This window comes from Mixta sp. (genome assembly GCF_024610815.1).
GTDB classification, from domain to species: domain Bacteria; phylum Pseudomonadota; class Gammaproteobacteria; order Enterobacterales; family Enterobacteriaceae; genus Mixta; species Mixta calida.
In genome coordinates, this window is record NZ_JANION010000208.1 from 15,081 (window position 1) to 27,490 (window position 12,410).

The 12,410-nt window shown below is 55.6% G+C and carries 12 protein-coding genes; 3 read left to right on the forward strand and 9 right to left on the reverse strand.

The genetic code is table 11. The annotated features are described in order from the left end of the window. Positions 1-135: 135 nt before the first annotated feature. The 3 genes from MYY08_RS15810 to putA form a co-directional block, all read right to left on the reverse strand. Positions 136-666 carry a YrhA family protein gene (locus MYY08_RS15810; RefSeq protein WP_288014884.1) on the reverse strand — a complete coding sequence of 177 codons (531 nt, stop codon included), beginning with the start codon at positions 664-666 and terminating at the stop codon, positions 136-138. After that, complete coding sequence (locus MYY08_RS15815; RefSeq protein ID WP_288014886.1) at positions 663-1,766, reverse strand: HNH endonuclease signature motif containing protein; 1,104 nt, start codon at positions 1,764-1,766, stop codon at positions 663-665. Before MYY08_RS15815 ends, MYY08_RS15810 begins: the two co-directional genes overlap by 4 nt. A 228-nt stretch (positions 1,767-1,994) precedes the next feature. Continuing rightward, entirely contained in the window at positions 1,995-5,942 is a 3,948-nt protein-coding gene (putA, locus tag MYY08_RS15820; protein WP_190295953.1) for a trifunctional transcriptional regulator/proline dehydrogenase/L-glutamate gamma-semialdehyde dehydrogenase, read from the reverse strand. Between the two features lie 434 nt (positions 5,943-6,376). On the opposite strand from putA, the gene putP reads away from it, so the two are divergent. Next, entirely contained in the window at positions 6,377-7,861 is a 1,485-nt protein-coding gene (gene putP, locus MYY08_RS15825; protein ID WP_038625516.1) for a sodium/proline symporter PutP, read from the forward strand. A gap of 166 nt (positions 7,862-8,027) precedes the next feature. Here putP and MYY08_RS15830 read toward each other — a convergent pair whose 3' ends face one another. After that, complete coding sequence (locus MYY08_RS15830) at positions 8,028-8,768, reverse strand: hypothetical protein (RefSeq protein ID WP_084971388.1); 741 nt, start codon at positions 8,766-8,768, stop codon at positions 8,028-8,030. A 55-nt stretch (positions 8,769-8,823) separates the two neighbouring features. Then, on the reverse strand, positions 8,824-9,108 hold the full coding sequence (locus MYY08_RS15835; protein ID WP_038625520.1) for a hypothetical protein: 285 nt from the start codon (positions 9,106-9,108) through the stop codon (positions 8,824-8,826). Between the two features lie 114 nt (positions 9,109-9,222). Here MYY08_RS15835 and MYY08_RS15840 point away from each other — a divergent pair, with 114 nt between their 5' ends. After that, entirely contained in the window at positions 9,223-9,369 is a 147-nt protein-coding gene (locus tag MYY08_RS15840) for a hypothetical protein (RefSeq protein WP_288014890.1), read from the forward strand. A gap of 211 nt (positions 9,370-9,580) precedes the next feature. Here the strand turns inward: MYY08_RS15840 and MYY08_RS15845 are convergent, their stop codons facing one another. The 4 genes from MYY08_RS15845 to MYY08_RS15860 all read right to left on the reverse strand — a co-directional run bounded on the left by MYY08_RS15845 (position 9,581) and on the right by MYY08_RS15860 (position 11,869). Beyond that, complete coding sequence (locus MYY08_RS15845) at positions 9,581-10,207, reverse strand: LysE family translocator (protein WP_190295951.1); 627 nt, start codon at positions 10,205-10,207, stop codon at positions 9,581-9,583. Between the two features lie 42 nt (positions 10,208-10,249). Continuing rightward, positions 10,250-10,549 (reverse strand): hypothetical protein, encoded by a 300-nt coding sequence (locus MYY08_RS15850; protein ID WP_288014893.1) that lies wholly within the window; start codon positions 10,547-10,549, stop codon positions 10,250-10,252. Between the two features lie 525 nt (positions 10,550-11,074). Then, positions 11,075-11,497, reverse strand: a complete 423-nt coding sequence (locus MYY08_RS15855; protein ID WP_190295950.1) for a DUF2000 domain-containing protein — start codon at positions 11,495-11,497, stop codon at positions 11,075-11,077. Positions 11,498-11,512: 15 nt separating this feature from the next. After that, a complete protein-coding gene (locus MYY08_RS15860) occupies positions 11,513-11,869 on the reverse strand; it encodes a Dabb family protein (protein ID WP_038625526.1) in 357 nt (118 codons plus the stop codon). A gap of 162 nt (positions 11,870-12,031) precedes the next feature. Here MYY08_RS15860 and MYY08_RS15865 point away from each other — a divergent pair. Continuing rightward, a partial coding sequence (locus MYY08_RS15865) for an Lrp/AsnC family transcriptional regulator (RefSeq protein ID WP_288014895.1) occupies positions 12,032-12,410 on the forward strand: 379 nt, incomplete at its 3' end.

Genomic DNA, 12,410 nt, shown 5'->3' on the forward strand with positions numbered 1-12,410 from the left:
ACCTTCCGTCTGAGTAATCACTATGCATCAATATCCTGTTCATGGAATCGCTCAGAAATGTGGATTTCTCAGTATATTTTTTACTGTGATTCTGGACAGAGAAAAAATCAGGAAATAGCTATTATGTTTATAGTGCTAAATTTCTGCCTGACGAATATCATCCAGCACCGCTTGCAAGAACTCCGCCAGCGTGTCGCAGGAGATAAAAAGGTTTTGGTACTGCTGCTTGTCACGTGATTCCCATTTGTTGGTTCTTGTATCATAGGTATAGGTATCCAGTGAGGAGCTGCCAATTTCAATACAGTAAAAATTTTCTTCTATCATCAGCCCGGGAAAATCAGAGGCTATCTTTGTTAAAAATTCATTAAATGTAAACAGGTCATTCTTATAATCGAAGTGGTTTTTTATGCCGTAAATAATACATCCATCAATATTAATTCCGTCTAAACGCTCAACGAAATTCTTATATTGCTCCCAAAATAGACGTGGAGTTTTGCCAATTTTACGTCCAAAATTATAATCATACAGCTCATCCGGGAAAACGACAGCCGGAGTTACTTTTTCTCTGCGCTTGATAATAAGCTGTTTAAGCTGGTTAATGATGTTGTCGTTTATATACATAGTATCTACCGTTAAGGAAAAATTAAGCCAGCTGGGGCCGCTCATAGCACTTCTTTTACTTCACCCGACGCCATTTTACGCGTGATACTTTTTTGCGCTGAATTAAAAACGTAGTGTTCATAGTCGCGCCGAATCAGCATAAGGTTACTAAAATTATTCGTACCGCTATCATCCAAAGGAAGTTTATGGTGTATCTCCCATTTTTCATCAGGCCGTTGCCCCATTGCCAGCTTCGTCAGTTCTTCCTGGTTAAATCGCCTTTTTACCTCTGGATGCGCCGCCAGCATTTTATAAAATTTGGGCTTAACGGTTTGAAACTGTCTGCGTAGCTGTGCCAGTTCCATGCGATCCCGGCGCACATAATTTATTTTGACCACCTTAATATTATGCAACAGCCTGACTTCACCTCTGGACTTGCCCAGATAGTGGTTCAGCTCTTCCAGATTTGCCGCTGAGACGTGCCCCGCGACGGATGCTTTGCCCAGCATCAGCAGCGACGACAGGGCGATTAACGTGCCCGCCGTTTGCTCATTCAGTACCTCATCAAATCCCTGTGCCGCCTCGCCGCCCAGCTTGCGCGCGGTCTCTGCAAACATCTCAGGATTCTGATGGTAGACGCCGCCAGCGGCCAGCAGACGGCCCGCCATTTTGCTGTTAATGGTCTGGAGCGGAGCGGGCTGCTGCGCTGTTGACGGCAGCGGCGTCGGACGCGGTTTGCCTCCCTGCTGACTGTAATCGCGGCGCGCCACGGAAAGTTGAAAGGCGCGAATAATGTTCGCCGCGCCTTGAAAGGTAAAAACCAGCGGGTCGCGGCAAATCAGTTCCCCGTCATCATTGATATAAAACAGCGCGCCGGGCCTGACGGAAAAGCCGCCGAGCATAACCACCTCGCCGCTGTAAACCATCCCTTTCAGCTTTTCCCGCTCTCGAGGTCCGTGAGGCGGCAGTTGGTTGGTATAGCCGTTAACAGCGCGCCGCTGCATGTTGATAAGCTGAAAACCCGCCGACCAGCGATCATCGAAAACATATTCCTTGTCAATGTGTGACCAGGCATGATGCGGACCGAGAATCAGCTCATATTGCTCCGGCGGGAGATTATCGCGCGGCAGGTAAAAAAGGTTGGGATCCGGCAGGCTCAGGCCCATGCATCATTTCCTTATGATGAAAATAACCGGTCAAAGAGTGTATAAGGTTGAGTGATATTTAATCAGTGAAGAATGGGGAAGGGGTTCTGAAACATTCGGAAAGATTGCTGTGGCGTACAGCAATACGCGCTGAAAAGCTGCGTCAGTGGCGGAAGGGGACGACGCGGCAAGACGATAATAAAAACGCCGCATTCAACATGCGGCGTCAGGCTTAGCGGAAGGCGGCTATTAACCGATAGTCATCAGGCTGGCATTGCCGCCCGCCGCCGCGGTGTTGACGCTCAGGGCGCGTTCAATCAGCAGACGTTCCAGCAGCAGATTGGTCTCGCCGCGGGCGAAGCCCTGCACCGAGACAATCGCGCCGTCGCGCGCCGCGACTTTCTCGCACAGCAGACGCAGCTGATCGGCGTCGCCGTGGTAAATCACCGCGTCGTAATGCTGCTCCGGCGCCAGCGGATCGCGCGCGAAGTCGATGCGCGCGCGCACCTGCTCCGGCAGAGACTGCGCCAGCTTGCGATGCAGCTCATCGTCCTGCCACAGCGCGCGGCTGCCGACGCTGGTGACCGCCGCCAGCTGGATCAGCGCATCCTCCTCGTTATCCGCCAGGCACAGTACGCGCTCGCGCGGCAGCAGGATATAGGTATTGCGTTCGCCGGTCGGCCCCGGCAGCAGACGGACGGTGCCGCCCTGCGCCAGCTGTTCGTAGCGGGCGCACAGATCCGCCAGCGCCGGTTTCGCTTTCGCCCAGCTGCTTAACGCGCGATGCGCCTCAAGCAGGGAAGGGCGCAGCGTCGCGTCCAGCGGCCGCTCGGCGTCGTGACGATCCAGCGTCACCTGTAACGCGTTGTCCGGGCGGTGCGACAGCAAACGGTAAAGATAGAGCGGGCCGCCCGCTTTCGGACCGGTGCCCGACAGGCCTTCGCCGCCGAACGGCTGTACGCCCACCACCGCGCCGACCATATTGCGGTTGACGTAGAGGTTGCCGACTTTGGCGCGCTGCGTCACCTGCGCGATGGTCTCATCGATGCGGGTATGCACGCCCAGCGTCAGGCCATAGCCGGAGGCGTTGATCTGCTCAATCAGCTGCGGCAGCGCGCTGCGCGTAAAGCGCACCACATGCAGCACTGGACCGAACACCTCTTTATCCAGCTCGTCGATGCTGTTCAGCTCGATCAGCGTCGGCATAATAAAGGTGCCGGACTGCCACTCTTTGCTGTCCTGAAGATTTTCCTGCACCGCCTGGAACACCGTCAGCCCTTTAGCGCGCATCGCCTGAATATGACGTTCGATATTCTCTTTCGCTTCGGCATCGATCACCGGGCCGATATCGGTAGAGAGCCGCTCCGGGTTGCCCATGCGGCATTCCGCCATCGCGCCGCGCAGCATCTTCAGCGTATGGTCGGCGACATCGTCCTGAATACAGAGCAGACGCAGCGCCGAGCAGCGCTGTCCGGCGCTGTCATAGGCGGAGGAGACGATATCCAGCACCACCTGTTCCGTCAGGGCGGAAGAATCGACGATCATCGCATTCATGCCGCCGGTTTCGGCGATCAGCGGCGTCGGGCGACCCTGCGGATCGAGACGTCCCGCCAGGTTGCGCTGCAACAGCGTGGCGACCGCGGTAGAGCCGGTAAACATCACACCGCGCACGCGCTCGTCGCCGGTCAGCTGCGCGCCGACGGTTTCGCCGAGGCCCGGCAGCAGTTGCACCACGCCAGCAGGCACGCCTGCCTCCAGCAGAATGCGCACCGCCTGCGCGGCGATCAGCGGCGTCTGTTCCGCCGGTTTCGCCAGCACGCTGTTGCCTGCCGCCAGCGCGGCGGCGATCTGGCCGGTGAAAATCGCCAGCGGGAAGTTCCACGGGCTGATGCAGACGACAGGGCCGAGCGGACGATGGGTTTCATTATCGAAATCGCTCTGCACCAGGCCTGCGTAGTAGTAAAGGAAATCGACCGCTTCTCGCACTTCGGCGATGGCATTGCTGAAGGTTTTGCCCGCTTCGCGCACCAGAATGCCGATAAGCGTCTGCATCTCGCCTTCCATCATCACCGCGGCGCGCTCCAAAATGGCGGCGCGCTCCTGCGGCGGCGTGGCGAACCAGATCGGCCCGGCGTTGACGGAAGCCGCCAGCGCCTGCGCCACTTCCTGCTCGCTGGCCTCGCGTACTTCGCCGACGATATCGGTCGGGTCGGCCGGGTTAAGTACCGGACGGAATACGCCGTCGCTCAGCTCGCCCTCGATCATCGGTTCGGCGCGCCACGGCTGCGCCGCGCTGCTCAGCAGGGCGCTGGAGAGCGAAGCGAGGCGGTGCTCATTCGCCAGATCCAGCCCGGCGGAGTTGGGGCGCTTGTCGCCATAAAGATCGCGCGGCAGCGGAATTTTCGGATGCGGCAGGCCGATGGCGCCTTCAGTGGCGGCCAGGCGCTCCACCAGCTGCACCGGATCGGCCACCAGCTCGTCGAGCGGCAGCGTATTGTCGGCGATGCGGTTGACGAACGAGGTGTTAGCGCCGTTTTCCAGCAGGCGGCGCACCAGGTAAGCCAGCAGCGTTTCATGGGTACCGACCGGGGCATAGATGCGGCAGGGACGGTTCAGCTTGCCGTCGGCGATTTTGCCCACCACCTGCTCGTAGAGCGGCTCGCCCATGCCGTGCAGGCACTGGAACTCATACTGGCCCGGATAGTAGTTGTTGCCCGCCATATGGTAGATCGCCGCCAGGCTGTGGGCATTATGGGTGGCAAATTGCGGATAGATCAGGTTCGGCACCGCCAGTAGCTTGCGCGCGCAGGCCAGGTAGGAGATATCGGTATAGACCTTGCGCGTATAAACCGGGTAGCCTTCCAGTCCTTCCATCTGGGCGCGTTTGATTTCGCTGTCCCAGTAGGCGCCTTTCACCAGACGGATCATCAGGCGACGACGGCTGCGCTGCGCCAGATCGATCAGCGAATCGATGACGAACGGACAGCGCTTCTGGTAGGCCTGAATCACAAAGCCAATGCCGTTCCAGCCTTCCAGCTCCGGCTCGAAGCAGAGCTTTTCCAGCAGGTCGAGCGACAGTTCCAGACGGTCCGCCTCTTCGGCATCGATATTAATGCCGATATCGTATGAGCGCGCCAGCAGCGTCAGGGATTTCAGGATCGGGTAAAGCTCCTCCATCACGCGCTGATACTGCGCGCGGCTGTAGCGCGGGTGCAGGGCGGAAAGCTTGATCGAGATGCCCGGCCCTTCATAAATGCCGCGTCCGTTAGAGGCCTTGCCGATAGCGTGGATCGCCTGCTGATAGGAGACCAGATAGGCTTTGGCGTCGCTGGCGGTCAGCGCCGCTTCGCCCAGCATATCGTAAGAGTAGCGGAAGCCTTTTTCTTCCAGCTTGCGCGCGTTAGCCAGCGCCTCGGCGATGGTTTCGCCGGTAACGAACTGTTCGCCCATCAGACGCATCGCCATATCGACGCCTTTGCGCACCAGCGGCTCGCCGCTTTTGCTGATAATGCGGTTCAGGGAGCGCGACAGATTGGCTTCATTATGGGTAGAGACCAGGCGACCGGTAAACAGCAAACCCCAGGTAGCGGCGTTAACAAACAGCGACGGGCTGCGGCCCAGGTGCGACTGCCAGTTACCATTGCTGATTTTATCGCGGATCAGCGCGTCGCGCGTCGGCTTGTCGGGAATGCGCAGCAGCGCTTCGGCCAGGCACATTAGCGCCACGCCTTCTTGCGAGGAGAGTGAGAACTCCTGTAACAGGCTTTGCACCATGCCGGCGCGTCCGGTTGCTCCCTTTTGGTGCCTCAGCTTGTCGGCCAGCGACCAGGCGAGCTGGTGGGTTTTCTCCGCCAGCGGGGCAGGGAGACGCGCCTGCTCCAGCAGCATCGGCACCGCTTCCGTTTCCGGGCGGCGCCAGGCGGAGGTGATGGCGGCACGCGCCACCGTTTGCGGCAGGATCTGCTCCGCGAAATCCAGGAAAGGCTGGTGTGGTTCGTCGGCCAGCGTCTCGTCGTTATCGCTGGCGGCCTGTAAAGGGAATTCTACCGGCTGGGCGCCCTGTTCCAGCTGCTCCAGATAGTTGAAAATCGCCTGTTTAATCAGCCAGTGCGGCGTGCGATCGATATGTTGCGCAGCCAGTTTAATTCTGTCGCGGGTGGCTTCATCCAGCTTGACACCCATGGTAGTCATTCCCATGCCTTAGACGCTCCTCAAAACCTTATATAACCGTTGTAAAGCGCAATATCACCTATGTTGCAACTTTGTGCAACCGTGTTAATTGTGAGCCCGATAACACTCTGTGAAACGCCTCTTTTGTTACCACTTACAAAGCGGCACGGAACTTGCTGCAAGTTTCTCGCCAGGTTTGCAGAAGCCTGAAAATTCGCATGGTTTCCCGGTTGTTCCCCAGGTGTAACCGGATGAAATGTGACCTGGTGCAACCTTCTGAACTTCTGATTATAAGGGGTAGTGAATTCACTGTAACAGCTGTGTTAAATGCATTGTGTGCGATCAACCTTTCCGGCAGGATAGCGCGCCTCAGATTTATCAAAGACAACACCGCTGCGTTCCGGCGGTGATGACAGGGCAAATAACCCTCTGCTTAATACCGATAATAAATGGAGAACCTGATGACAGTAAGTACACCCATGTTGGTGACATTCATCATCTATATTCTTGGCATGGTGTTGATCGGCTTTATCGCCTGGCGCTCAACCAAAAATTTTGATGACTACATTCTTGGCGGTCGCAGTCTCGGCAGCGTGGTAACCGCGCTTTCCGCCGGCGCATCGGATATGAGCGGCTGGCTGCTGATGGGTCTGCCAGGGGCGATTTTCCTCTCTGGCATTTCGGAAAGTTGGATCGCCATTGGGCTGACGCTGGGCGCGTGGCTGAACTGGAAAATTGTCGCCGGCCGCCTGCGCGTGCAGACCGAGCATCATAACAATGCGCTGACGCTGCCGGACTTTTTCACCAGCCGCTTTGAAGATCGCAGCAAACTGCTGCGCGTCATCTCCGCCATCGTGATTCTGGTGTTTTTCACCATCTACTGCGCATCGGGCATCGTCGCCGGGGCGCGTCTGTTTGAAAGCACCTTCGGCATGAGCTACGAAACGGCGCTGTGGGCTGGCGCGGTCGCGACGATTCTCTATACCTTCGTCGGCGGTTTCCTCGCCGTCAGCTGGACTGATACCGTACAGGCCAGCCTGATGATTTTCGCCCTGATCCTGACGCCGATTATCGTCATTATCGCCGTCGGCGGGCTGGATGATTCGCTGCGCGTGATCGAAGCGAAGAGCCTGGAAAACCTTGATATGCTGAAAGGTCTTAACTTTGTGGCGGTTATTTCGCTGCTGGGTTGGGGGCTGGGCTATTTCGGCCAGCCGCATATTCTGGCGCGCTTTATGGCGGCGGACTCGCACCGTTCCATCCGCACCGCCCGCCGTATCGGCATGACGTGGATGATCCTTTGCCTGGCGGGCGCGGTGGCGGTCGGCTTCTTCGGCATCGCCTATTTCCAGAACCATCCTGAGCAGGCGGCAGGCGTATCGGAAAACGGCGAGCGCATCTTTATCGAGCTGGCGCGCATTCTGTTTAACCCATGGATCGCCGGTATTCTGCTTTCCGCCATTCTGGCGGCGGTGATGTCGACGCTGAGCTGTCAGCTGCTGGTCTGCTCCAGCGCGCTGACCGAAGATCTTTACAAAGGCTTTCTGCGTAAAAACGCCAGCCAGAAAGAGCTGGTGTGGGTCGGCCGCGTGATGGTGTTGGTGGTAGCGCTGATCGCGATTCTGCTCGCCTCTAACCCGGAAAACCGCGTATTGGGCCTGGTCAGCTACGCCTGGGCCGGCTTCGGCGCGGCGTTTGGACCGGTGGTGCTGTTCGCTGTCTGCTGGAAGCGCACCACGCGCAACGGCGCGCTGGCGGGGATGGTGATTGGCGCGTTGACCGTACTGGTCTGGAAACATTACGGCTGGCTCGATTTGTATGAAATCATTCCGGGCTTCCTGTTCGCCAGTATCGCCATCGTGGTATTTAGCCTGCTGGGGCGTGCCCCTTCTGCTGAAGCGCAGGCGCGCTTCGCTGCGGCGGATGCGGAGTACAACACCCACTAACGGTTTCAGACTGGCAGCGTTGTTTTAGCCTGCGTTGATAAAGGCCCGCCGGAAACGGCGGGCCTGTTTTTTTATATTGGAGGCAGGGCCAGCACCCCTTTTCGCTTCACCCTGCTGGCGCAGCGGCCGCAGCCATACAAACCGGCGGCAGGAGTTTCTGGAGGCGTTATGAGCCGACGCCGTTGCTGAAATCGTCAGGGTTGGCTTCTTTAGGGTGGGGTTTACCAGGGCGGGTTGGTATATCGAGCGGCTTTTCAGGCACCAGCATATCAATGCCTTTTTTGAGCGTGCTGTTAATCATCGCAGCTCTGTCCTCTTTGGTGACAAACAGTGAGCACAGGCCGACAATGAGCACCGTCGTTATTACCGTCCCTAACAATCCGGAAACCCCGGCGCCAAGCCAGGCGGCGAATTTAATCAGGTATCTTTTCCAGGCTGGCGGCGTATGCTGAGCAGGAACCCACTGCGCTATTTTATTCGCCCACTCTAATCTGGCCTTTTCATGCGCTGCGGCGAGTTGATTCTTAAGCGCATCGACTTCGCTTTGATGGCGAGCCGAAATCGTGGTTATCGCATCTGAATGCGTTGCGATAAGCGCGTCGATTTTATCTTTAGCGATAACGTCAAAATGCTGCTCTGCCGCCTGGTTTGCTCCCTCTATCAGGGCGTCGACAATGGATAACGCTCTTTCCTGATAATTTTCCAGCAGCCTGGGATCTAACGCCACTTCGTCATGCCACTTTTCAAGTTCAGCCTTAATTTCATCGTCGCTTTTCCCCTGATGCTTTAACCGCTGCGCTTTTTCCTCTTTATGAGATTTATAAATGGCATAGGCAATCAGCTGTTGCGGGTCTTCCTTGTCCTGAACCAATGAGGAAAAAACCCATAATTTGGGTTGTGTAGACATAGCTCTCCTGAAAGCGAAAACGCCCCAGTAAGGGGCGTTTTCGCAGCAATAAGGATCAGCGCGCCTTTTTAAACGCGTCTTTAAGAATTTGACGGCCGCGACTTTGGGAAAGCGCAGAGACAGCCAGCTCCCTGTTTACCGAAAGGTGATGACGCGCGATATAACCCGCATCGCCTTTCGGCTCGCTTGCTGAAACAACACTTGCCTGTCGGATCGGCTGCTCTGTGCGTTCAACGGGGTCGCTGGAAACAATTTTTTTCGCCGCAACGCGTTGAACAACAGTTTTCGTCATCCTGCGGATCTCTTCTTTTGTCAGTTCCGGCATGACATAACCGTTCATATTTGCACCTCCATTCTTCGTGCTGAGTTTATAACCCTTTCAGACGCTTTGCACCTACCCGGCGGTTAAAAAAAATACTGGCGGCGTTTTTTATAACCGATCGCGCATTTCAGAATGAAACGGCCGAATGCGCCTTTCCATATCCAGGGCACCCGGCACCAGCCCATGGCGCAGAAGGGGCCGGTAGAGGTAAAAAGCCCGTCGCGCGGCGGGCGCTATCTGCCGGGAGAAAGCGGGAGAGGCGTGCGTGGTATCCGCTGAGCATGGCGCTCGCCTGGCGCTGCTTTTTCATCCATAGCGGTAAAAAAGAGCGGGTTGGTCAGTGAAGCGCGCCTTTCGCTTGTTTTATGGCCTTTCAGGACGGGCCAGCGGCCCGTTTTTGTCATTTATTATGCCGCAGGCGCCAGGTGAAAAGCGGGTTATACGGATTCATGCACAGGGTATCCCCATTTTCTGTGGATAACTCTGGCGGTTACAGCGTTTTCGCGACCATGCCGATGGCCGCCAGCAGCATAATCAGGCCCGTAGAGCGGAACAGCAGACGCTGCGCTTCGGCGCTGGTGAGGAAATGACGTATCTTCAGCGCCGCGAGGATAAATACCGCGCCTACCGACAGCAGTACGAAAATGGTCAGCGGTACCAACATCATGCCCCACATTTGCAGTGAGACATTATCCAGCGAAATCACCAGCGGCAGGATCGCCAGATAGAAGGCGATGGTTTTCGGGTTGCCCAGTGTAATGGTCAGGCCGGAAAACCAGGCAGAGGCCAGCTCTTTGCGCGTCGCCCGCTGGTCGATATCAACCGCCTGCGGCTGATAGCGCCAGAACTGCCAGGCGAGCCAGCATAAATAGAGCGAAGCCGCCCAGTTAATCAGGGTAAACAGCGAACTGTAGTTATTAGCGATCACCGCCAGGCCAAATACCGCGACAGAGAGGTAGATCAGATCGCCCAGAATCAGACCGGTCAGCATGGTGAAGCCCGTTACCGCGCCGCCGCTGACGCTACGGGCGACCAGGGCGGTCATGCCGGGTCCGGGGATAGCGGCAGCCAGGCCGAGCGCGGCGATATAGGAGAGGATTTGAGCGGTTCCCAGCATGATGATTCCTGTTCAAAAAGAGAAAAATGGCGCAAGCGGGGCTTAGCGCATCGACTGTCGGGCGACAATCGCCCTGGCAAAAACTAAATCCTGGGCGGCAAGCCCCACGGATTTAAATAAGGTTCTTGACGCGGCGTTGATCTGCTCTTCAGCGACATCTGGCCGTTCGCCAGGTTCGACTCCGCTCTCTGCCTGCGGCAGAAAGCCCAGCGCTCTGGCCTGTTGCAGACAGCTTGAGGCATCCCATACCGCCTGACGTGAATCGACATAAAGCCCGACCGCTGCATATACCTCCGGCGCGATCTCCTGAAAGCCTGGCGCTGAAGCGCCTACGGCATGCAAAGATTTGACGATAATGAATAATCAGCGGCGTATTGTTATGAATCGAGTCGATTTCATTACGTGGGCAAGGCGTGGGTTTTCCCGTCGTGCCGGTCGTTTCATAATAAATCCAGCTTTTGTGCAGCGGGGCGGCAGCTAAAGAAGGGCCGTGATTGCGCAAATCCTCTTTAGTGGTAAAGGGCAGCGTGTGAATATTATCGATCGTGAGTTTTTCAATATCTGTTGTCGTTAATCCTTTCAAATGCTCGCGGTAAAAGGGCGAATTATCGGCGACATATTTAATGACTTCGCGTAGCCGGTTATTTTGATGCGCATAAAGCTGATCGTTATTTATATCGCCTGCGTCGAAGCGGAGATGCTGCCGGTAAATCTCTTTTGCCTTTTCGTATAGCTCATCTTTAAAAATAGCGTACATGTTACTTTCCTTAAATAAAGCAATAAAACGTTAACGGCTTAGGCGTACACTGAAATAAGCAGTTTGTCATTAAACTGCTTATTTGATGGCGTTCGGCAACATAAGGATGATTATTTATAAAGCGGCAGATTACCCGTCATTTTCGTGATTTTCTTTTTAGGGCCAATAAGCCCGACGGCGACCAGCTCAATTTGGCTGCTGTTTACCGACGAGATACGTTCGCCATATTCATCGTAGGTTTTACAGGACTGGGCCAGCGCGCTGAACGGCATAATATAAATTTCTTCATCGCTCTCCGCTGTCTTTTGCAGGTCATGAATGACCTCGCCTGGCGCCAGCAAAACCGGCAGCGGCGCATAGATCACTCCCGGGTAGTTAATATTATCTACGCTCTGCATATCGGGCCCGACAAGGTTTTCAACGGTGCGGCCGAAGCTAATGCCGATAACGCTTGCGGCGTTGATGGCGAGGCCGGCAGGCAGATCTTTATCGATAACGATCGTGCAACGATGTTGGCTGGCGTCAAATTTCATATTCAGTTCCCGGTTTCAGCAGGCTTCAGCCAGCTGGTTAAAGACAGAGAGGAGCCCCATGTTTTGCGTAAAGTCACTGGAGAGTTCGATATCCACCACCTGCCAGTCAGCAATCGCTTTCCATTTCGCCACGCCGACCTGATGATTGGGATGTACGATGTAGCGCTCTAACGTGGTGCGGTCTTCAAACAGACCGATTACCACGAAGTCAGCGGCGATATGACGCCGGGTAATATTACGTCCGCAGGTCCATCCTTTAATTTCATCAATGTAATTCGGGTGCGCACGCGTTGATCGCTCCGCGTCGATAGCTTCTATAGAGGCCCAGCTCCATGGGTTTTTGAACGTAAACAGGACGATATGCATTAACATATAAGTCGGTTCCTTGCGGCTTTTACTTCAATTAATCATTAAAGTTGCGAATGTATTATGCCGCAGCCCGGCGGGAAATTGTTACCTATATTGCTTGCTTCTTCCTTCGCGACAGGAAAAAATCACCCTCTATCGCGGTAAAAACGAAAGGAACTTACCTTTATGGCGCTTAGCCCGACAGATATGAAAATTCTCAAGCTGCTGCAGGATGACGCCCGCGTCACTAATCAGGTGCTGGCTGAAAAAATTGGCATGTCCGCGTCGCCATGCTGGCGAAAAGTACGCAAGCTGGAAGAGGATGAAGTAATCCAGGGGTATCGCGCAGTGCTGAATCGCAAGAAGATTGGCCTCGGGGTTATGGTGTTTATACGCGTCGCGATTGACAGCCACAGCGAGGCGGAAGCGAAAAAATTTGAGGAGGAGGTGACCGCGCTGGAAGATGTGGTGGCCTGCTACAGCATTGGCGGCGATGCAGATTTCCTGTTGCAGGTTGTCGCTTCCGATCTCGATTCCTACGCCGATTTCGCTATGTCGGTGGTGC